We start from the raw sequence: 21,611 nt of genomic DNA, 5'->3' as shown, positions 1-21,611 counted from the left end.
ATGGGACGCGTTGTTGTAGCACTTGGCGGCAACGCGCTTCTCAAACGGGGGGAGGCGATGACAGCGGACAATCAGCGCAAGAACGCGAAGATTGCCGCCGAAGCCCTCGCCCCGCTCTGCGAAGCGCACGAAACCGTCATCACTCATGGCAATGGCCCGCAGGTCGGGATGCTGGCCCTGCAAGAGATTATGTATACGGATGTCGAGGAGTACCCGCTGGACGTTTTGGTCGGCGAAACGATGGGCATGATCGGCTACATGATCGAGCAGGAGCTTGGTAACATTCTGCCTTTCGAGCATCATATCGCCACCCTGTTGACCATGATCGAGGTAGACCCAAGCGACCCGGCCTTCGACAACCCAACCAAGTTCATCGGGCAGGTTTATTCCGAAGCGGACGCCAAGAAGGAGGCGGCTGACAAGGGCTGGACGGTGAAACCGGATGGCGAGTACTGGCGGCGCGTGGTGCCCTCGCCGCGCCCGAAACGTATCTTTCAGGTCGAACCGATCCGTTGGATCCTGGAAAAGGGCGCGACCGTGATCGCTGCTGGCGGAGGCGGCATTCCGACGATGTACGAGGCAGGCGCTGAAAGGAAACTGGTCGGGGTCGAAGCCGTCATCGACAAGGATTTCGCCTCGTGCCTTCTGGCGCAGAACCTTGGCGCAGATTTCTTTGTCATCGCTACAGATGCAGAAGCCGTGTTCCTGAACTGGGGAACGCCTGAACAAACAGGTATTAGATCGATCACTCCGGATTCATTGGATGAGTACGACTTCCCCGCCGGGTCAATGGGCCCCAAGGTTCAGGCGGCACAAGACTTTGTGCGATCCTCGGGTGGTCGTGCGATCATTTGCGCCCTAGCCGATGTTCCTGCAGCCGTTCGCGGTGAAAAAGGTACGACAGTATCGCTAGAGGCGGGGGAAACACAGTTTCACTAGACCCGAAGAATAGGCTTTGTTGATTGTAATGCCTTCTATGGGACACCGGGGTCGACACTGCGCGCTGCGCGTCACTAGATCGTGCGTATGGGTTATCAGGCCATAAAATTTAACTTCCTCTGACATCCTTGTGGGCGGAATGCTGGCCAGGCACAATGCAGACCCTCCGCCAAGAAGTTGACAACGAATGGGTGCTTCAGGATGTCCATTCTAGCACCTTCAGTGCCGTTCTAAGCAAAGGTAGCGTCAGAGCCATTTCAGTCCGAACATTTCCTTCAGCGCAGACAACAGAAGCGTGGGCAGTGCGGCGATGAAGAACACTCCGAGCAAATGCGACAGAGGCAGGGAAACCGTTCCAAGCACGAAATGTCCAGCGCCGGTATAAATGGCGAGAAGAGACAGCAATATGGAAATGCTCACCGCTCCAAGCAAGGTGCGGTTGCCGAGCGGCGACTTGCGGTAGAGCGTGGAGGTCGTTCGGGCGTCGAAAATATGCCAGATCTGGGCAAAGATCAGTGTCATGAACGCTGCTGTCTGGGCGTGTTCCAAGGAGGCGCCTCGTTCGAGAAACTCCTGGAAGACATAAAAGGTCAGCAGGCCGAGCAGCGTTCCCCGGATCAGAATCCGCTCCTTCATTCCGCCGCCGAACAGATTATCGTCGCGCGGGCGCGGTGGGCGCTGCATCAGGTCGGGTTCCGCTTTCTCGAAGCCGAGTGTCAGAGCCGGTAGCCCATCCGATACAAGATTTACCCAGAGGATCATCAGCGGTGTGATCGGCAGGAGCGGGTCTGCCCCCATCAGTAGGAAGGCGAACAGGATCGTTGAGACCTCGGCCACGTTGGCGGTGAGCGCCTGCCGAATGAATTTCAAAAGATTGTCGAAGATGCGCCGGCCTTCGCGGACTGCCGTCACGATGGTGGAGAAATTGTCATCGAGCAGCACGAGGGCAGCGCTGTCCTTGGCGACCTGCGTGCCGGTGATGCCCATGGCGACACCAATATCCGCCGCTCGCAGAGCGGGCGCGTCGTTGACGCCATCCCCGGTCATTGCCGCCACCTCGCCATTCTCCTGCATGGCATTGACGATGCGCAGCTTGTGCTCCGGGGTCACCCGGGCAAAGACGGCCGCGTGCTGCACCATCTCTTTCAAATCCTGATCGCTCATCTGGTCGAGCTCGACCCCGGTATGAACCGTCTGCGCGTCGCTGGTGCGAATGCCGATCTGTTCCGCAATCGCTTGGGCGGTCACGGCGTGGTCGCCGGTGATCATCACTGTTCGGATGCCGGCCCCGGTTGCCTCCGAAACGGCGATGGGTACTTCGCTGCGCGGCGGGTCCATGATGCCGTGAATGCCAAGCAGTACGATCCGCTGCTCGGGATCGGCATGGTCCAGATCCTCTTCTGCCACCTCCCGATAAGCCACGGCGAGGGTCCGGAGCGCCTTCTCGCCGAAACTGTCGATCACCGCCTCGATCTCTTCCCGCAAAGCCGGGGAGATCTCAAGCGTTTCCCCGGCCATGCGGACATGGCTCGCCCTTGACAGGATCACATCAGGCGCCCCCTTGGCGCCGAGTACAGTGCGCCCATCCGGCAATCGAGCGAAGACAGACATCATCTTGCGCGTTGAATCGAAGGGGAATTGCCGAAGCGCCTCGACCCGCGCTTCTGTCAACTTCTCGCGGGAAATCCCGACCTTGGCCGCGGCCACGACCAGAGCGCCCTCAGTCGGGTTGCCCTGGATCGCCGGGCGCCCGTCAGCCTCGACCATACGCGCATCGTTGCAATAGGCGGAGACGGCCAGCATCTGCCGAAGATCCGTTTCGGCCTCGATCTCGGCCACGCTGCCGTCTTCGGAACGGAACTCGCCATGCGGATCGAACCCCTCGCCGGTCACTTCCCAGTCCTTGCCACCGGCCCAGCATTGCATCACCTGCATTTGGTTCTGCGTGAGCGTGCCGGTCTTGTCTGAACAGATCACCGAGGTCGCGCCGAGCGTTTCTACAGAGGAAAGCCGTCGCGCCAAGGCGTTGCTGGCAACCATGTTTTGTGATCCCAGCGTCAGAACGATGGTGACTACTGTCGGCAGGCCCTCCGGGATCGCCGCGACCGACAGCGAGATTGCCGTGTTCAGCATCTCAGCCGCATCCATTCCATTGACCACGCCAATGCCGATCACGATGGCGACCACGATCAGGGCCGCCATGATCAGCACCTTGGAAAGGCCCTCGATCTTGAGTTGCAGCGGGGTTTTTGGCTCTTTCGCAGAGGACATGAGGGCAGCGATGTGACCGACCTCGGTCTCCATTCCGGTGCCCACGACAATGCCTTCACCAGCGCCGCCAGTGACCTGCGTGCTCATGAAGCCCATATTCAGACGATCGGCCAAAACGACGTCTTCGTCCTCGATCGGATCGGCATGTTTGTCGACCGGTTCGGATTCTCCCGTCAACGCGGCCTCGTCGACCTGCATCCGGCTGGCGGTGACAAAGCGAATGTCGGCGGCCAGAATGTCACCGGCTTTTACTCGCAGAATATCGCCCGGCACGAGATCCGCCGCCGGTACCTCGACGATCTCGCCGCCGCGGCGCACGAAGGCCTGCGGTGCAGACATCTCCCGCAGGGCTGCCAAGGACTGCTCGGCCTTATTTTCCTGCCAGAAGGAGATGAAGGCGTTAAAGACGGCGATCGCGAATATCGCAATCGCATCAACCCAATGCCCCGTATAGGCCGAGACAAGAGCACCTGCTATCAGGATGATCAGCAGCGGGCTTGCGAATTGCCGCAGGAGCATCTTCCATGGCGGAACTGTTGCAGTCTCTTCCAAGCGGTTTGTACCGTGTGTTGAAAGCCGCTTGGCCACCTCGTCCGGATTCAATCCCGTCTCAGGGTTCACGCCGAGGTTTTCGGCGACCGCTCTACCGTCCAACACCCAAGGTGCGTTCGCGTTTCCAAGAACCGATGGGGTTGTCTGTGCGAAACCTGACATTCTCAACTCCGAATGAGCAATTGCGTGACCGGATAAGTCTTGGGGTGCCAGTGCCCATTCTCAGCCAATGAGCCAACCTGCGCAGTTCATTGACGGTTCTCCAATTTGTGATGCGCACGCCTTTATCCAGATACCAGCAGCGACGGAGCTTTGTCATCTGCTAAATCGAGAAAGGTAAGAAAAGCAGATGTCCGCCATTGAATGGAATACGCCCAGCCTAGAGAGACCGCGGTTAGCCGACATTTAGGCTCTTCCTGTCAAGGGCAGCAATGTCCGCAAAGTAGACGTTCACGCAAGTTGCAGCAAACGACCGCATTGAGCCCAAAGTGACCGATGTTGCGTTCGGCACAAATGTCAGCACTGCGCAGAAAGCGGACTTTGCAAACTTTGAAGAACGATCATTGCGAATCTTTGCCGAGACCTTTTGGAGCAACCGCTATTGGGAACTGGCTGGATATGCTTTTGATCTAATTCGCTGCTCTGCCGTAATCTCGCGCCCGCTTCTGGTCGCTTTGATTACAAAGTCAGGCGATAGTCACTGTCCCGAAGTGGATTTCGCGATACTGCAAAGCAGATCAACATGTCGATCCAACCACTCCTCGTCCAGTGCCTCGTGACGTATGAGCTTGCGGAAATAAGGCGCCGCGATTGCTAGTTCTATGAGCTGGTCAATCGAAACGTCGGCTGTGATCTCACCACGGTCTATTGCGGCTGCAAATACTGCTTTAACACTTGTGAACCTGTCTTTCATGAATTCAGTGATCACCAACCGCGCTTCTGCATCGGTGGACGCAGCAGCGACCACCTGAGGCGCGATCTGGCCCCATGGTGTGTCATTTAAGGCTCCCATCAGTACTCCGAGTAACCAGCGTAGATCAGATCGTAGCGGGCCATCGGTTTTGGGCGGTATGTTCGGCGGGGTTGCTATGCGCCTGAATGCTGCATCACGCAGACTGCGCGCATCTGGCCAGTGCCTGTAAAGTGTGCTGCGCGAAATGCCCGTTGCCTTTGAAATCGCGCCATGAGTTACGTGCAGCACGCCCTCATCCATCAGTATCCTTTGCGCCGCATCAAGTGCGGCCTGTCGTGTGGCGATCAGCCTGGGATCTTCTTTCAATCGCCCCTCCTATAGAACATATTGTTGCATAACAGAACATTTTGTACTAAAAGTATGGCCGGCTAAAAACTGAAGCTCAATACTCAATTCCGCGAACACGTCTTGTCAAAATGGGAGCGTATCAATGTTCAAAGTGGCAGCAACCCTGCTGGCGGTACTCTTATCGATTGGTGCGACAACCGCGCTGTCCGAGAGTGGCACTTACGAGCTGGATCCTGGACACAGCCAGGTCTTGTTCAGCTACAACCACATCGGGTTCTCAGAAACGTTTGGAATGTTCTCAGGTTTTAGCGGCAAGATAGAGTTCAATGAAGATGATCCGTCTGCGTCATCTGTCACAGTGTCTATGCCTGTAAAAACCATGATCACGGGCTGGGACGCCCGTCTGCAACATTTCATGTCCGATGACTTTTTCAGCGCGAGTGACAATGACGTGGTCACCTTCGCCTCAACCAGCATTGAAGTGACCGGTGACAATACCGCGAATATTTCTGGCGATCTGACCATGAATGGCGTCACCAAACCTGTTGTTCTGGAAACAACGCTTAACAAGTCGGCGCCATACCCGTTTGGCGAAAAGGAGGGCACGCCGACCATGGGGCTAGCAGCCACGGCGACTATCGTGCGGTCTGAATTCGGACTTGGGGCGTTTGCACCAGCGGTGAGCGACGAAATAGAGCTCTTGATCAATATCGAAGCGTTAAAGGCTGAATGATGTGTGCAGGGGAGCTGATACTGCGCTGAGCGCTCATTCTTAACTTTTGACTGGCTGACAACAAAATGATTTTGTTCCTGAGACTACTGGCGGCTGCCGCGACTGCGGTGGCACTGATGTGCCCGCTGGCATTCGCGCAAGAACGCTCCTTGCCGGAGCGCACCTCACCCCGTCCCGAAACGACAAGCGGCGTACCCCATACTCAGATTGGTGTCGAAATTGATGCCGATTTGGCCCAGCTATTGCTGAAGCGTGTTGCGCAATTTCCAGGGGTCACACTTGGCCCGACACGCATATCGCTTCCTGGCGCAATTGGTTTTCAGCTTGATCCCGACATGTTGTTGTCTCAACCGAACTCTATCGTTGGTGGGTTTGAGTTTGCGCACATGCATCCTGATGGCAGCTTGCACGCTTCGCTAGACCCCGCAATGGCGCGACGGGCAGTTGAGGCGGGTTGGGCCGTAGCGCACCCGTGGGCCAATCAACGTCCTGGGTGGAGCGGCTTTGTCATGATCTATACACCGACGACACCCGAAGAGTTGGATGTCGTCATCGATCTGGTTGAAAGCTCGTACACCTTCATCACCGGCATCACTCTGGGCTAAATGCCCACCTGCTGACCTTTCCGTTGCTGACTAATGCGCAGGTCAGTCAAAATTCAGTTTCACCGGAATTTCAGGTGATTCATGTACCACCGCTCTAGACGGGCCGGATCCAGAGATGTGGCGCAACTTCAATGGATGCAACTAGGATCGTTTGCTTCGACACATCCTCGTAACTTGTCAAAACTACATACCCCCAGTAGATATTTGGTATGTTTCGCTTGATCCTGTCGATACTTCTTGTTGTTGCATTCTCTGGCGCATCCGCAGCGTCCGTGAAGCATGGCTTGACCCATGGATCGGATCATTCTGGTCATCATGTTCAAATAGCGGACGACGATCCGTTGGCTAATGCCGAGAAAACTGTTGCGGATTGTTGCGACACCACCAGCAGCATGAGTTCAGCATCCTGTTTTGGTGATCTTGTCGCCACGCCGGGGATTTCGCCGATTGCTCCATTGGCGATCTCAGAGTGTGGTGTGACGCAAGCTGATTCCGATTTTTCGGGCCTCGCAATGGGCGTCCCCACCGGTCCTCCGAAAGCCTGAACGGCAACGGGCGCCCGCCCGCAATCCGTTCAAATTTCACATCAAAGGACCGACAGACATGATCACACGTCGTCACTTCACTACACTGTCTGCAACTGCTCTCATCGCGACCGCTCTTCCCGTCCGAGCAGGCACCCCAATACATGTGCTCAGCTCACCAGGTTGCGGATGTTGTCACGCATGGGCCGACTTGGCTCGCGCACGCGGCTACGCCGTCACCGTTGAGGAACTGACCGACCCCGAAGCACAGAAGTCAGCGCGGGGTATCCCGCTGAACCTCGCCTCCTGTCACACGATAGAAGCCGATGGTTATGTCTTTGAAGGCCATGTGCCGTTTGAAGCACTGGAAGCCGTGTTGAAGGACCGGCCTGACATTACAGGGCTTGCCGTTCCTGGCATGCCAATGGGCTCCCCTGGTATGGGCGACGATCCGTCCGCCCGTTACGACGTCATTGCATTTGGGGGAGAGGCTGGGGCCGGTACAGTATACTACCGTGCGGGCACCGCGCAGCCGTTCGACACCTGATGCTAGGGCGCACAACACTCTTGGTCACCGGTGGGCTTGCGCTCACCGGTTTCGCCGTAGCTTTCGTTCTGGCCCAGCCCTCCGAAGCGGTCGGTCTATTGACACCGGATAACGCCAAACTGGTCGCCGTTGGCCAAGATATATACGCGGACCAATGTGCTACCTGCCACGGTAAGAACCTTGAAGGACAGCCAAACTGGCAGATACGCGCCGAGGATGGTTTGCTACCAGCACCGCCGCATGACGCCACAGGTCATACGTGGCACCACGATGATGAAACGCTTTTCACCCTGACTAAATTTGGCCTGGCCGGACTGATGGAAAATGCGCCCCCAACCGGTATGCCTGCCTATGAAGGTGTGCTCAGCGATGACGAAATCATTGCTGTGCTGTCCTTTATTAAATCAACCTGGCCTGATGACATTCGTGAGTATCACAACAAACTGAATGCCCAATCCGAATAGAGGAAAACTTAGATGATCAAACAAACTTTTCTCGGTTTGGCCGTTGCAACGGCTCCAATGCTTGCGGCTGCGCATTCAAAGTCCGAGGCAACGACACCGGCTGACGGCGCGACTGTTACGGACGTGCCGGAGCTTTCCATGCGGTTCGATGATCCGATACGTATCATCTCGGTCACGTTGACCTCACACGATGGCGACGTCGAAATTGAACGCGAAATGGGCATGGACCCCACCACGGAATTCCGGGCTATGCCTTTGGAGGAGCTTGCACCCGGAAGCTACCGCTTCGACTGGCGAGGTATGGCTTCAGACGGTCACCCGATGCAGGGCAGCTTTTCTTTCACGGTCGCTGAGTGATCGGACTGGCCCCTATAGATGGTGTCGTCGTCTTGGCCATTTTGGCAAAGGCACTTGGCTACGGTGCGGCGCTGCTGGCGATGGGTAGCGTCCTATTCACGGTCCTCTTTGCCAAGCGCGCCGAGGCGACCGTTTTGCGCCTTGCACGTCACCTCGCGGTCGGTGCGGCGCTTCTCGGTCTCGCCGTTCTGGCTTTGCGTTTCGGCATCAGAGCGGCGCGGATATCCGGAATGGGCTTTGAGGGCGCGACGGACCCAATGATGCTTGGTTTTGTTTGGGACAGTCCGCTTGGCACCGCCGCTACTTGGCGAGGGGTGGGTGAAATTGCGATATTGGCAATCCTGCTTCCCCGCGTCGGGCAATGGATCGCTTTGGCGGGTAGCCTTGCCGTTGCGGTTTCCTTTGCCCAGGTGGGACACTCCCTCGGAGAGCCCAGGGGGCTTCTCGCAGTCTTACTGGTTCTGCATCTGCTGGCTGCCGCGTTTTGGGTCGGCGCTCTCCTGCCTTTGCGCAAAGCGGCACTCACCCCAACCGGGGCCGATCTACTTCACCACTTTGGCAGTGTCGCTGCTTACGGAGTTGCCATCCTGATTGTTGCGGGCGCGGCGCTCGCATGGCTGCTTTCGGGTTCTGTGGCCGCCTTGTTCGGGACGGCTTATGGATTGGGACTTTTGGTCAAGGTCGTGATGGTTTCTGCCCTTCTTGGCCTAGCGGCGCTGAACAAGTTACGACTTGTTCCGGCTCTCAGGGCTGAGAAGCATGGCGCGGCAATTGCTCTCCGACGGTCGATTTCGATAGAGATGTTGGTTGTTGTCCTGATCCTGTTGGCAACTGCAACCTTAACCAGTGTGACGACACCTCCCATCAATTTCTGACGGCTTAGTAGCCCAGTTACCTTACTAAGTGCGATTGCTTCTGCCCTCAATTATAGTATAACCCCCTATACTATATTGGAGTATCTTCATGGGCCACCTCAGCCGTGACAACTCGAAGCTCATTGCCCGTCTCCGCCGGATCAAAGGACAGGTTGAAGGCGTCGAGCGCGCTTTAGAGAACGACGCCGATTGCACTGAAGTGTTGAGGCAGATTGCATCCATTCGTGGAGCAATGACGGGTCTGACCAACGAAGTCTTCGAGGAACATCTTCGCAATCATGTTGTTGACGCTGCTGATGGCCCTGCACGCGAAAAGGGAGCGGATGAGATGATCCAGATTTTGAAGTCGTATTTGAAGTAGCAATCGCGGTTACAACGAAAGGACCTGCCATGAGCAATCAAGATGTCTCGGCGCTCACCCATGAGCATGTCTTTCTTGGCGCAAATCAACAACGCAACGAGCGCAAGGTTTGGCTTGTGATTGCACTGACTGCCACGATGATGATCGTTGAGATCACAGCAGGGCATTGGTTCGGTTCAATGGCGCTCATCGCTGACGGGTGGCACATGTCCACGCACGCCGGGGTGATGCTGATCGCGGTTCTGGCCTACCGTTATGCGCGGAAGAACGCCAACAACCGCAACTTCAGTTTTGGGACCGGTAAGGTTGGTGATTTGGCTGGCTTTGCGAGCGCTGTGGTGCTGGTGCTGATTGCCCTCCTTATTGGATGGGAAAGCGTACTGCGATTGGTGGAGCCCGTACCGATCAGCTTCAATCAAGCCATTATGGTCGCGGTCGTAGGCTTGATCGTCAACTTAGCGAGTGCATGGCTACTCCGCGACGATCACCATTATCATCACCACCATCATGGACAGGGTCACCATCACCACGATCACGACCACCACCATGGTCATGGTCACGGGCGAGACAACAACCTGCGCGCAGCCTATCTGCACGTCTTGGCGGATGCACTGACCTCTGTTCTTGCGATTGTCGCCCTTCTGTTGGGGCGAGCCTACGGATGGTTCTGGGCTGACCCGTTGATGGGCATTGTTGGTGCGATTGTGATCTCGCGCTGGTCGTGGGGGCTGATCCGCGACACGGGCGGCGTCCTACTGGATCGTACCCCAGACGGTGGGCATCTTGAGTCGGAGGTGCGAAGTGCAATCGAAAGCGATACCGACAAGATCACTGACCTGCACATCTGGCAGGTTGGCCCGGGATACTATTCCGTCATTGTCTCGGTCGCTTCAACGGCTCCAAGATCACCAGACGAATACAAGAGCTTGTTGGGCGGAATTGACCACGTGGCTCACACTACGGTAGAAGTGAACAAAATCGTGGCAGCCGCATAAAGGCTGCAATCACCGGGCAGACAGATGTGATGAAACAGGCTTACGAGCATATTCAGAGAGTTGGTTTGACTGCCCTCTGTCTCGCGTTGGTCGTTTGGTCCGTAACGCCATCATTCTCTCACGCACCGGCGATATTTGAGACGATCCAAGACCATCTGGAAATGGTCGAGGATCATGGCCATTCGCATGGTTTTGAGGAGGATCTGTTCTGGGCGATGCATGGCCACAGCCACGATGTGGCGGATCATGACCATAACCAGGCGTTTCTTGCCCCCAGCCGAGGGTCGGAGCCGTCTTCCGCGTTTAGTGAACCTTGGTTGCGGATAGCGGCAACGGATGGGCCGTCCCGCCAGTTCCGAATAGACCGGCCTCCGCGCACTTGATCGGCACCGCGCAGCTCACGCGCGTCACTGATCAATCCAAATACTAAGCGGAGTTAATCCATGAGAACCCTCAATGAAGGCGTCAGACGCAATTCTAAGCGTCTCGCGTTCTTCGTCCTATCCATGTTGCTGCTATCGACCAGCGCAGCCATGGCGCATGATGTTACGCCGGGCGATGCTGGCTACATCCAAGAAATCTGGGGTGTGCACATCATCCCCTTCATGTATCTCGGGGCCAAACACATGGTCACGGGCTACGACCACATCCTGTTCCTCCTCGGCGTCGTCTTCTTCCTCTATCGGTCGAAAGACGTAGCAGTATACGTGAGCCTCTTTGCCGTGGGGCACTCGATCACGATGCTTGCAGGCGTCTGGTTTGGCTGGGGCATTAGTTCATACATTGTGGATGCCATTATCGGGCTGTCCGTTGTCTACAAGGCGCTCGACAACCTTGGGGCCTATCAGCGGTGGTTCGGCTTCCAGCCTAACATCAAGGCTGCGACTTTCATCTTCGGCCTCTTTCACGGCACCGGCTTGGCCACGAAGATATTGGACTACCAGATCGCACCGGACGGGCTTCTGCCTAACCTGCTGGCGTTCAATGTTGGCGTTGAGATCGGCCAACTTGTGGCACTCGCAGCCATTCTCATCGTCATGGGGTACTGGCGAAAGAGCGCCAAGTTCTTCGAACAAGCCTACACCGTCAACGTCGTCATGATGACCATCGGCTTTGTGCTGATGGGATACCAGCTCACCGGCTACTTCGTGGCCGCATAAGGAACAGCACAAATGTTTAACGCAAAGAAACCGAGCCTCGAAGAGTTACCAAGCTCAGCCCAACTCCTTCGGTCCACCATCATCGCGGCCGTCAGCGCTATGGTAATACTGGTCGCTGTTGTGCTGCCCGCTGAATATGGCATTGACGCAACAGGGGCGGGCCGCGTGCTTGGACTGACCGAGATGGGTGAAATCAAGCAGGAACTCGCGGATGAAGCCGAACAAGACCAACAGCTTCACGGCGCTGAACAGTCGTCCAGCCTATGGGATAACGTATTCGGTCTGTTCGTTGGCACAGCACTCGCTCAGGAGGCGTGGCAGGATACAATCACGTTCACGCTCGAACCGGGTGAGTTCACCGAGATCAAGGCAACCATGGAAGAGGGCGAGACACTGTTTTACTCCTGGGTTGCTGAAGGTGGTCGTATCAACTTCGACCTCCATGCGCATGCTGGCGACCAAAACGTGACCTACGAGAAGGGGCGCGGTCAAATCGAAGGCGAGGGCAGTTTTGAAACCCCCTTCGCCGGTGATCACGGCTGGTTCTGGCGAAACAGGGACGATAAGGCGGTTACCGTCACACTGAACCTAAATGGCGCTTACTCAGAAATTGTTCGAAGCGAGTAAATCCGCATGCCGCGCATCCAGGAACCGGGTGCGCGGCATCGAAGCGGCTATGGTCGCGCCAACCCGCATTTGATCAGCCAGAATGGCAGAGGTCACGGAATGACCTCTGCCTCATCAATTAGACACGCAGGCCGCCTTCTGAATGATCGACATGCGAAATTCGAACGTTGAGATTAAGCAAAAAATGCGCCGAGGCTGACAGCGTCAGTGACAAAAACACACCGACAAACAGAGCGCCGAAAGCAAAAACCTTTGGTCTTAAACACTTATGCATTTGGATCGCGAGCCTCGATCACAGTTAATCCATCCAGCTTCCATTGCCCGGATTCAGGTACAACCTCGGCCAGCACCCGAAACGTAACGGCGCGCATGTGGGCATGCCCCCAATGACCGCCTTGGGCTTTCACTGTCCATTTGGCCAGAGTGCTAAATCCACCCGGCTTGAGGGTCGGGTCAACGCGCTCTAAATTCAGGTCTCTAATTTCAGTAACTTCAGCAAGACTGCCTCCTGGCGTTCGGATCACGAGACCACGTTCAACCTCTGTTGCGATGTCACTCAGAGACTCTTCCGTCACAATGTGTGTCAGCTCTGCCTTTCTTGCTGCCGGCGATATTTCCAGGGTCACTGTGTTCAAGTTTTCGACCATCGAGCGCAGTATATCTTCCGCAACCTGTGGCTCAGGGTGGGTAGGCTTCTTCCAAGGTAATTCTGGCAAATATCCCGAAAACGCGACGGTTGCTGAAGCCGCGACAAGCATGGTTACGCAACTGGCGTGCTTTGCAACTCTGCCTCTGCACATTAGGAAAAAACCAAGTGAGACGGCGCTGACAATCCCAGTGATCAAAGCGATTGCCGGGTACTGCTGCGTCTGCCGCTCAACTGGAACCTGAATGACAGATGCTTTTTCGTATTGGAGCAAGTGGTTCCGCCAGTGGAACTGTGGATCCGCTGGTGTCACAGCTCCAAAGAATGGCCCAGCGATATCGTTTGATATGGTCGCAACGCGGGAAATTTCCTCGTCAAACATATCCCATGTGACTGTCACATGATCGGGAAGTTCTGCCGATGAGAAAGACAGGATGGCGCCGATAAACGCATTGTTCACGGACACTTCCTTTCCAGGCTCGACAACCTGAAAACCCTGCGATGTTAGCTCGAGGAGTTTTGCGGTTGCGTTTGACGGTTGCACTGATTTGCCATCAATTGTCACCGGGTTACGTGAAGCCAGGAAGGACGCCGCCTGGTTTACGATCAAGGCGCTACGCTGTGGCGAAAGCGTTTGTCCCACTTCCATGGTTTCATCAATCCAAGGCGCCAGTTCACGCAAGCGGATCAGGGTCTCGTGCCGAACTTCTCGGGGTTCGATATAAAGAAATGTCGATGTCCCGTCCTGCGCTTTTCGATTCAGACTCGCAGCGGAAAATCGGGTTTCCCAAGGGTCAGGCCAGTGAATCTTTAACTCTGCTGGCTTTGACAAGAAGCGGAAATCCGTGACCGGAACCTCTCGGTCAAAAACCTGCATCCCGATTGTTACCAGTGGTTCGCCATCCTGCGATGGAGGCATTATGGTCAGCTCGTTGGGAACTGAGTTTTGAAACGGAAAGAACACTTCGACGAACAGAACACGCGGATCTTTTGGCGGGCTGGGAACAATTTTGCCCGAGAATGGATCGCGCTGACCTGCAAGCGGCGAGGCCCGGTCGATGCGCGTTCGGTATTCTAACTTTCTGATTTCAGCGTGTAGGTGCTGTTCGTCCCTTGCAACAATAGACAGCGCCCGACTTTCGGTTTGGGCAGAGCCTTGATTGGACTCCCGTTCAGCCTCCGGCTCACCCTCAACGAAATCCGATGACCAACCGATTGGTAACATATCCGCAAACAACGGAATATCTTCGACGTAGATCTCAAGGTCGATGTAAACCCCATCATCTTTGACATGAAGGACAGCAATATTGGGTGCGACTTCCGAACCGTTTGTCAAAACGACATCTGCTGAAACGGCCAGTGCACCCGAGACCATCACGCTCAGCATCAGGAATAGTCGGCACAGATACCGCCAAATTAGAATTTTGTTCACCCCTGAACGTTAATTTTCCGGCATTGGCGGTGGCGTGTAACCATCCCATTTGCCGGCTTGAACCTTTTCAGAAGGCTCTTTTTCTTTTGAACGCGGTGCATTGATGTATTCGTCGCTCACAGCTGGTGGCAGAGCATATTCGTCAACACTCGCTTCCCGAACAACGATCTGATCCTTGGTTACGTTTATCACCTGTAGGTCTCGCGCCAGAGTCAGCGGTCCATCGTATGTCGAACGGACACCTTCCAGGATTGCCTGATAGTTTTCGGGCGAAAGAACAGAGTGATACCCTAGGGCCATGCGTGGCTCGACAGCGGACATAACTTTGCCGAAAGCCGCAGGTTCCGTATGAACGCGCGTAGCTACATAAGTCGCCTGTTTCATGTCCCAGCCAAAATAAGGGGCTAGCGCATCCGGTGGCAGGAAGGCCTCGTGAGACGCGATGTCTGCCCCTTTGGCATATTCTACATACCATTTGTTCGGGTATGTATCGCCACCAAAGACGTATTTCAGCCCATTCCATTCTAGAGAGTAGCTTACCGAGCCATCTAGGCTGTGGATCGCGGGCCAGGAACGGATAGTTACGTCGTTCTCCTGATAAACAATCTCGTTTTCCTGCATGTAATCGAATTCAGTGACTTCAAGCTTGGCGCCATCATCCGGCAGCGCGCCCGTTCGCGTGGCCAAGTCCCAGGCGTAAGCTTTGGACATGCCCTCAACATAGGCTTTGGTGCCCAGTTCATCTTCTGATCCGGACGGGCCGAAGATGCGGAGCGGGGTATATCTGCCGGAAAGCCAACCTCCAACGTGGAGGCCCATGAAGTCTCCAACGTGATCAACATGCAAATGGCTGAAGAAGACCTTGTCGATCTTTGCGAAGTCCGGTCGCAGCGAGAACAGGTTTCCCGTTGCGCCAGTTCCTACGTCAAACAGAAAGACGTCCCCATTCCCAAGTTCCACATAAAACGAAATCGAAACGGCTGCCTTGGTTTGGTTTGGCATCCCCGTCCCCAATGCCGTGATACGCATCTCATCCTCGCCGAGGATTTCAGTGTTGGGAAAGTAAGAAGCGGGATATACACCGTTTTCGATTTCAGTGGCACTCCGACCTGTCGGCAAGGCGTTTTGCGCCGTGGCTGTGCCAGCCAGCGTCATGCCTAATGCCATCAATGTACCGGCTGCGGTTTTCATTAAGTTATTCATTGATCCCCCCTTCAAAGCGAAGCCTCGTAAGAGAACACGAAACCGTGAACCTCTCGTTCACCATAGACTTCTCTACGGTAATTCCATAGACTGCTCTATGTCAAATAAAGAATGCTGTAATCTGAATGTCAGAAACTGTCACCCGAGCCTCACCCAAAAACGCCGCGACCAAGGAAGACTGGATATTGCTGGCCTACAAAGTTCTCAACGAGGGCGGCGTTTCCGCGATAAAGGTCGTGCCAATGGCAAAGCGAATGAACCTGACAAGCGGCAGCTTTTATTGGCATTTCAAGAACGTCCGTGAGCTTTTGGATGAGGTTCTCAGATATTGGGAGCAGGAACTGACTGACAAAGTGATCACACAGGCAAAGACATTTGGCGGTCCCCCGGAAGACCGCATTCTTCTTCTCATGAAAAAGGTCATCGAAGAGGACGCCGCGTTGCCAGATCATGCTGTCTCAGTGTGGGCGAATACCGATGAGAAGGTAAGAGAAGCTTATCAAAGAACCATCGGCAAACGATTCCAGTTCGCCGCCTGGATGTTTGAACAGGCCGGGTTTTCGAAAGAAGAAGCGAAAGCGCGTGGAAGGTTGATGGTTACTTCGCTAATGGGAGACTCTTCGACAGGTCTGAAAGCGCGAGGCGATTGGGAAAAGGTTATAGAGCGGGAACATGCAATTCTTGTCGGAAAGTAGAAGATAGAACAAGAAAGTTGCCCGGCATTGTAAGTTTGCTCGAAGCGGACAGCCAGTTTTTAATTGCCCTGTAGAAACAGCTCACGCAACAATGCCAGAAGCCGACGTTCAGTCTGTGACCATCAAGGTCCGCTTCGTCCGCATACCCGACATACCAGCGAATTTGTTGAATGACCCCTTCGAGCCCAAAGCGGAAGTTACCAAAGGCCGGTTAGTGGCGCATTGGAACTTCGATGACTTTCCATTAGCACACACCTCTGAAAGCAACCGTTTCATGTCCATTCGCCCCTAAACTTAGAGGAATTTCCACAATAACTGGAAACGCTTTGCCAGAAACGGCCAGAAGCCGTAACATGAGCCTGCGCTAGCAGCAACTCACGTTTGGATTTTTCATGTGCGATTGATAGCCTTTTTTGGTCTATTTTACTTGGTGGCGATGTCTTTTTTTGCTTGGGGCTTCGCAGCCGGGCGCTATATGTTCCCGCCCGCAAGGGTTATGGCTTCGGTTAAAAATGAGATAAGCTCTTTTGTAGCTGGCGACTCCACCGAGAACACAAGTGTCATTCAAAAACTGAGAAATGATCTTGGTGGAAGACCAGAGCGCATGATCCGGACGTTCAGCCCGAAGGACAGGTCCGTCTATTTTGAGGTAGAAGTTGCTGGTCTGAAATCCAGGCGTAATCAACCAAGGCTCATGCTTTCTGCGAATTCAGCCGATTTTCATCGGATTTTAGTAGGCGCTTTTGATTTCGAAGATGCGTTCTGGGGCGCTATTCTTTTGGATCCTAACGGCAAGGTAGTCCATTCGTGGAAACTGAATGGGGAGATTGAACAGCTCAGCGACCAGCCCGACACCTTGAAAAACGCCTATGGCATTGCAGTTTTGCGCGACGGTTCCATAATTTACAACTTACAGGAACGCGGCGGCGGATTGATCAAACGGTCCTATTGTAGTGAGCTTGTTTGGACAAAACCGGGTGAGTTTCATCATTCCGCTGAACCGACCGAGAATTTTGAAGCCTTATGGACGCTGGGCGGCGCTCAGCGTGATATGCATTCCGTTCTTATTTTGCTCGACGCGTCGACCGGGGAAACTATCAAGGAAATCAGCATGGCTGATGTTGAGAAGGCAAACCCGGACATTGCGATCTTAAATCTCTTCCGCGGACAGCCCAGCGGCACAGTACATCCAACGCATTCGAATGATTTGGAACCGCTGCCAAGTCATCTGGCTGAGGCCTTCCCTATGTTTGATGTGGGTGATCTTGTGCTCAACTACCAAGCAACCAATCTTGTGTTCGTTGTGGACCCGGATGACCTGAAGATAAAGTGGTGGCATCTGGGAGCGGCGGATGGCGGCCACGATCCAGATTGGCAGGCAGACGGGACAATCGTGGTGTTCGATAATCGTTTCAGAGCTGAGCAGCGAGGTATTCCGGCTTACTCGCGGATCGTTGCGATCGATCCGGTCCACAACAAATTTGACGTAGTCGTTGACGGTGAAGATTTTGACTTCTACTCCCAATTCAACGGTCGCCAGCATGTGACCGAGGCTGGTACTGTTATCATATCTAGTTCCACGCAGGGACGCATATTTGAAGTTGACCGTGCTTCAGGCGATGTTGTGTTTGATTTCATCAACGCGTACGATTGGGAGAAAGGGATCACGCTACATGTAAGTGAAGCATTTGTTGTGAAGTCTGATACCGCTGAAGCTTGGCTGGAAAACGAGTGCTAAGAATGGAGCGCAAATATGAAGGCATCCAATTTTTTTTCATTTAGTTGTTTGCTTGCGATTTCTACTGCTGCATTTATTTTGTCGGCGGGTACAGCGCAGGCGTATGTCGGACCTGGGCTTGGCTTGGGTACTATCGCCGTTGTTCTTGGTGTTATCGGATCCATCTTCCTGGCGATATTCGCAATTATTTGGTATCCGGCCAAACGAATACTCAGAAAGCGTCGAGCAGCTGGAAGTGAAAGTGAATCCGACAAGGAAGCGAAATAGGTCGGGCAATGACATGGCTTTTTGCGGTATTGGCCAGCGTTTTCTTTGTTGAAACAATATGCAGGTTGCCATTCTTTGAAACACTGGCTCGGTTCAACGGCACGATTGGACGCGTCAGCAGAGTGATGCGTTCAGGCAATATCTCGGACCATTGGAAAGAGAAGTCCTTACCTCGCTACGCGATGAGGATTCTTTTGTCGTCAGTCGTGCTTTTTTTGATCATTTTGACCGCTTGCGTTCCAGTGCTGGTGTTAAGCTATATTGGCCAAGTACTTGAAATTAATTTCTTGTCGTTTGTCGCCACGTGGCGTGGCATGGTTTTCATGACGATCTGCAGTGTCGGTTTTGCAAAATTGCGCGGTTCCTATGTCAAAAAAAAACTATAACGCGGCTTCGAGATTTTTGCACCGAATTGCACTCAGCAAGCCTTTGGCGGAGCTATCATTCGACATGGATCAATTGTTGGTGAAGTCCAATCTTGACGGAGTAAAGAACGAAAGACATGTCTTCGTTTCCGGGCTGGCGAGGGCCGGAACGACTGTGCTGATGCGTAGCTTGCATGAGACCGGGATGTATCGCTCGCTGACGTACAGGGACATGCCCTTTGTTCTGGCTCCCAACCTGTGGAGCAGGGTAATGCCAACAAAAACTCGCTTCAAATCTGCTTCAGAAAGGGCACATGGCGACGGAGTCTATGTCGACTTCGATAGCCCGGAAGCCCTTGAAGAAGTCTTTTGGCGCGTTTTCTGCGGTGATAGTTACATTCTCGCCGACCGGCTCGTCCCTATACGTGTCACAAAAGAAACGAAAACGGCCTTTGTGAGATACGTTGCCAACATTCTGGCTTCCGACAAACGTACGCGGTACTTGTCAAAAAACAACAACAATATTCTTCGACTTCAGGCACTTGCCGATTGCTTTCCACGCGCGGCACTTCTTGTTCCGTTTCGCAACCCTTTACAACACGCAATCTCGTTGCTTCGGCAGCACCTGCTATTCACAAAAAAACATGCAAAAGATCCATTCTCCCTCGATTACATGCGCTGGCTCGTTCACCATGAGTTTGGCATGGACCATCGACCGTTTAAATTCAAAGAAGAGACAAAACCTGCCGAACTGGCAATTGAAACACTTACGGTGGATTATTGGTTAAAGCTGTGGCGAGACACGTACCAGTACCTGATTGCACAAGCCAATGCCTCTTGCGTATTTGTCTCATACGAGCGGATCTGCGAAGATACTGCAAACGTGTGGCCTGCGCTTTGTGAGCATTTGGAGTTGTCATCTGGAGACATACCTGACCTTTCCTTGCGCGAGTCTCAAAACGAAATCGATTGTTCTGCCCAACTTCTTTCGGACTGTACCGAATTGTATCAAATCTTGTCAGAGAAAGCGCTGTGAAACTGTTGGCGCGGGCGAAGTTGTCCTACATCCCGCAGCATTTTTTTAATCATGGCATCAGCACTAACGCCTTTGATCAGCGATCCACCCCTCACCTCAGCGAAATCGCTTTTACGGCCGAGACACGCGTTAAAAGTTTAACTCGATCGTTTTTCTTTTCTTAAGCTAAGTACGTCCATCGGTTTGAAAGTCAGCATACGACTGTTTTGTCCGCAGAGCCGTCATTCAGCCCGCCTTCAACCAACGTCCGCTTTGTAGAAAGTAAGAAAACAAAGCGAGAGGCGGGTGCCCGGCAACCCGCTACGCTAGGCCCTCTCGACTCCACCGAGCCTTTATCTGGCAGGGGTTATGCGTGTTCTCGGCGTCCTGATGAGCCCGTGCATGACAACTTGGGCATAGTGCAATCGTGATGAACGTTTTCTTGCCCGTTGAGATGTCGGAGCAAAGTTCCTCACCGCAAATCTCGAGCAACTCCCCGCGCCACATTAACTCTTTGGTGGTGATGCCACATTGTTGACACTGCGCCTCTTCAAGAGCGCACCTGACTTCCTCAACCGAGACTATCCGTTGATAGTTGCATTCAGTATCGGCCATTTTCATACCCCGCGAAATCGTTGACAACTCAACCCTGTGCAATGGACCTGCTCTGGCCTCACCCAGTATTCGCCTTGGGACATGCACGCTAACGCAGGTGTCGGGCGCAAACAAGCCAGCGAGTATCACTCACACCTCCCCCCCCAGAAACCGAGGACCCTCCTGCATCTAAATAAAGAAGCAACTGCAGGAGTTTGATCCATGAAGTACCTGTCTGCCCTCGGCGTTCTCGTCGGGGGTTTTCTTTTGCACCCACCGCCCAAGGCTGTCCTGACGACGATGCTCTGGGTGGTTGCTCGGTCTCACCCCGCTGTCTCGGCTCTGGTTCTACTGGCGGTTCTCTGGACGTGGAGGCCCAACGATGACTGAGCTGGAACTGAACCCCGGTGACGTCGTGGTCATCCAGGCCTTTGATGACGTCCCTGAACATCTGTTCCGCGTGGAAGAGGTGTTCGAAGACTGTGTGACCGGCTTTGCCGTCACTGGCCCTTTGGCTGGGTCCTATGGCGAACCGGCACTCGAGATGATCCTGCGGATCGTCCCTTACGACTAACACCCTAAAAAATCAAAACAGAAAAGGAGGAGGCCCATGTCTGCTCACATTCGCTATGCTTATCTGAAGGGCCATACGTGGCTGTTCAGACGCAACTATCCCGTTGACGTGGCTCTTGCGCTGGGCGCTCAGGCGCTGAAGCAGAGCCTCAAGACCAGTGATCGTAACACCGCCCGTGTTCGTGCCGCTGAAGTTAATGCCCGGTTCGAGACACTAGTGGAACAGGTTCGATCGCAGGCAGAGGAGACTCTGTCTGCCCTGGAGAGCACTGCTGACGTTCCTGATTGGGTTGACCAACCAGAGACTTCTCTCGCCCGTCTCCGGGCCACTCTGGAGGACTCTGGATGCAATCTGGAGCGGTCGGCGTTCATCAGGCCATCAGAGCCCGTAAAGGTGCCGGTTCGTGACTTGAGCCGAGCCTATCTGAACAAGCGGAGTAATGAACTTCGACCCAGCGGGTTCAAATCGGTCCGATACTCTGTCGGGCTATTCTCCAGCCAATTTGGTGACCAGCCGGTTTGCAGTCTGACGAGGGCTGACGGACGCGACTTTCTGAGCGCCATAGCCCAACTGTCTCCGATGATTGGCAAGTCGGAACGGACCCGAGGGCTGACCCTGGACCAGTTAGTCGAGTTCTCGTCTCGTGGGTCGGTGACCATAACGGCCAGAACCCAGCGGCGGATCTGGTCTCAGGTCAATCACTTCCTCGACTGGGTGGTCTATGAGGGACATCTGGAGGTTAACCCCTTCCGAACTGTTCTCTTCGATCGCAAGGTGCGTCCTCAACCCTATGCAGTTCCAACGGACGATG

At 54.3% G+C, this 21,611-nt stretch carries 25 protein-coding genes; 21 read left to right on the top strand and 4 right to left on the bottom strand.

The features are described 5' to 3' along the window. The gene (gene arcC / locus GOX75_RS11680; RefSeq protein ID WP_170555729.1) at positions 1–939 is read left to right on the top strand and encodes a carbamate kinase; all 939 of its coding nucleotides are present in this window, start codon (positions 1–3) and stop codon (positions 937–939) included. A 246-nt stretch (positions 940–1,185) separates the two neighbouring features. On the opposite strand, the gene GOX75_RS11675 is transcribed toward arcC, so the two are convergent. Next, complete coding sequence (locus GOX75_RS11675) at positions 1,186–3,924, bottom strand: cation-translocating P-type ATPase (RefSeq protein ID WP_171123278.1); 2,739 nt, start codon at positions 3,922–3,924, stop codon at positions 1,186–1,188. 535 nt (positions 3,925–4,459) lie between these two features. Further along, positions 4,460–5,041: a TetR/AcrR family transcriptional regulator gene (locus GOX75_RS11670; protein WP_171123276.1), complete on the bottom strand. Its 582-nt coding sequence runs from the start codon at positions 5,039–5,041 to the stop codon at positions 4,460–4,462. A 124-nt stretch (positions 5,042–5,165) separates the two neighbouring features. Here GOX75_RS11670 and GOX75_RS11665 point away from each other — a divergent pair, with 124 nt between their 5' ends. The 12 genes from GOX75_RS11665 to GOX75_RS11610 all read left to right on the top strand — a co-directional run bounded on the left by GOX75_RS11665 (position 5,166) and on the right by GOX75_RS11610 (position 12,271). Then, a complete protein-coding gene (locus GOX75_RS11665; RefSeq protein ID WP_171123274.1) occupies positions 5,166–5,756 on the top strand; it encodes a YceI family protein in 591 nt (196 codons plus the stop codon). A 65-nt stretch (positions 5,757–5,821) separates the two neighbouring features. Continuing rightward, positions 5,822–6,361 carry a luciferase family protein gene (locus GOX75_RS11660; RefSeq protein WP_171123272.1) on the top strand — a complete coding sequence of 180 codons (540 nt, stop codon included), beginning with the start codon at positions 5,822–5,824 and terminating at the stop codon, positions 6,359–6,361. 209 nt (positions 6,362–6,570) lie between these two features. Continuing rightward, entirely contained in the window at positions 6,571–6,906 is a 336-nt protein-coding gene (locus tag GOX75_RS11655) for a hypothetical protein (RefSeq protein ID WP_171123270.1), read from the top strand. 190 nt (positions 6,907–7,096) lie between these two features. Next, positions 7,097–7,432, top strand: coding sequence for a DUF411 domain-containing protein (locus GOX75_RS11650; RefSeq protein ID WP_254428789.1), 336 nt, complete (start codon positions 7,097–7,099; stop codon positions 7,430–7,432). Next, positions 7,432–7,896 carry a cytochrome c gene (locus GOX75_RS11645; protein ID WP_171123266.1) on the top strand — a complete coding sequence of 155 codons (465 nt, stop codon included), beginning with the start codon at positions 7,432–7,434 and terminating at the stop codon, positions 7,894–7,896. Before GOX75_RS11650 ends, GOX75_RS11645 begins: the two co-directional genes overlap by 1 nt. Before the next feature lie 12 nt (positions 7,897–7,908). Then, the gene (locus GOX75_RS11640; protein ID WP_171123264.1) at positions 7,909–8,253 is read left to right on the top strand and encodes a copper resistance CopC family protein; all 345 of its coding nucleotides are present in this window, start codon (positions 7,909–7,911) and stop codon (positions 8,251–8,253) included. Next, the gene (locus GOX75_RS11635) at positions 8,250–9,128 is read left to right on the top strand and encodes a CopD family protein (protein WP_171123263.1); all 879 of its coding nucleotides are present in this window, start codon (positions 8,250–8,252) and stop codon (positions 9,126–9,128) included. The genes GOX75_RS11640 and GOX75_RS11635 overlap by 4 nt, the downstream gene beginning before the upstream one ends. Before the next feature lie 88 nt (positions 9,129–9,216). After that, positions 9,217–9,489, top strand: a complete 273-nt coding sequence (locus tag GOX75_RS11630) for a metal/formaldehyde-sensitive transcriptional repressor (RefSeq protein WP_171123261.1) — start codon at positions 9,217–9,219, stop codon at positions 9,487–9,489. A gap of 29 nt (positions 9,490–9,518) precedes the next feature. Further along, positions 9,519–10,484, top strand: coding sequence for a CDF family Co(II)/Ni(II) efflux transporter DmeF (gene dmeF / locus GOX75_RS11625; RefSeq protein WP_171123259.1), 966 nt, complete (start codon positions 9,519–9,521; stop codon positions 10,482–10,484). 29 nt (positions 10,485–10,513) lie between these two features. Beyond that, complete coding sequence (locus tag GOX75_RS11620) at positions 10,514–10,867, top strand: hypothetical protein (protein ID WP_171123257.1); 354 nt, start codon at positions 10,514–10,516, stop codon at positions 10,865–10,867. Positions 10,868–10,990: 123 nt separating this feature from the next. Beyond that, complete coding sequence (locus GOX75_RS11615; protein WP_254428805.1) at positions 10,991–11,644, top strand: HupE/UreJ family protein; 654 nt, start codon at positions 10,991–10,993, stop codon at positions 11,642–11,644. Between the two features lie 12 nt (positions 11,645–11,656). Continuing rightward, positions 11,657–12,271: a transmembrane anchor protein gene (locus GOX75_RS11610; RefSeq protein ID WP_171123253.1), complete on the top strand. Its 615-nt coding sequence runs from the start codon at positions 11,657–11,659 to the stop codon at positions 12,269–12,271. A gap of 266 nt (positions 12,272–12,537) precedes the next feature. On the opposite strand, the gene GOX75_RS11605 is transcribed toward GOX75_RS11610, so the two are convergent. Further along, positions 12,538–14,349, bottom strand: a complete 1,812-nt coding sequence (locus GOX75_RS11605) for a hypothetical protein (protein WP_171123252.1) — start codon at positions 14,347–14,349, stop codon at positions 12,538–12,540. Positions 14,350–14,358: 9 nt separating this feature from the next. Further along, on the bottom strand, positions 14,359–15,552 hold the full coding sequence (gene gntH, locus GOX75_RS11600; RefSeq protein ID WP_171123249.1) for a guanitoxin biosynthesis MBL fold metallo-hydrolase GntH: 1,194 nt from the start codon (positions 15,550–15,552) through the stop codon (positions 14,359–14,361). A 125-nt stretch (positions 15,553–15,677) separates the two neighbouring features. On the opposite strand from gntH, the gene GOX75_RS11590 reads away from it, so the two are divergent. The 8 genes from GOX75_RS11590 to GOX75_RS11555 all read left to right on the top strand — a co-directional run. Further along, on the top strand, positions 15,678–16,247 hold the full coding sequence (locus GOX75_RS11590; RefSeq protein ID WP_171123245.1) for a TetR/AcrR family transcriptional regulator: 570 nt from the start codon (positions 15,678–15,680) through the stop codon (positions 16,245–16,247). Positions 16,248–16,641: 394 nt separating this feature from the next. Beyond that, a complete protein-coding gene (locus GOX75_RS11585; RefSeq protein WP_171123244.1) occupies positions 16,642–17,985 on the top strand; it encodes an arylsulfotransferase family protein in 1,344 nt (447 codons plus the stop codon). Between the two features lie 15 nt (positions 17,986–18,000). Continuing rightward, entirely contained in the window at positions 18,001–18,252 is a 252-nt protein-coding gene (locus GOX75_RS11580) for a hypothetical protein (RefSeq protein WP_254428790.1), read from the top strand. Positions 18,253–18,260: 8 nt separating this feature from the next. Next, positions 18,261–18,638 (top strand): hypothetical protein, encoded by a 378-nt coding sequence (locus tag GOX75_RS11575; protein ID WP_171123242.1) that lies wholly within the window; start codon positions 18,261–18,263, stop codon positions 18,636–18,638. A 64-nt stretch (positions 18,639–18,702) separates the two neighbouring features. Then, positions 18,703–19,653: a sulfotransferase gene (locus GOX75_RS11570; RefSeq protein WP_171123240.1), complete on the top strand. Its 951-nt coding sequence runs from the start codon at positions 18,703–18,705 to the stop codon at positions 19,651–19,653. 795 nt (positions 19,654–20,448) lie between these two features. After that, the gene (locus GOX75_RS11565) at positions 20,449–20,616 is read left to right on the top strand and encodes a hypothetical protein (protein WP_171123238.1); all 168 of its coding nucleotides are present in this window, start codon (positions 20,449–20,451) and stop codon (positions 20,614–20,616) included. Further along, positions 20,609–20,800: a hypothetical protein gene (locus GOX75_RS11560; protein ID WP_171123236.1), complete on the top strand. Its 192-nt coding sequence runs from the start codon at positions 20,609–20,611 to the stop codon at positions 20,798–20,800. Before GOX75_RS11565 ends, GOX75_RS11560 begins: the two co-directional genes overlap by 8 nt. Before the next feature lie 36 nt (positions 20,801–20,836). Then, a partial coding sequence (locus GOX75_RS11555) for a DUF6538 domain-containing protein (RefSeq protein WP_371808174.1) occupies positions 20,837–21,611 on the top strand: 775 nt, incomplete at its 3' end.

The organism is Ruegeria sp. HKCCD7251 (assembly GCF_013031165.1).
In the GTDB taxonomy this organism is placed as follows: Bacteria; Pseudomonadota; Alphaproteobacteria; order Rhodobacterales; family Rhodobacteraceae; genus Ruegeria.
The sequence above is the reverse complement of the archived record's forward strand: the minus strand, read 5'-3'. Positions and strand labels throughout refer to the sequence as shown.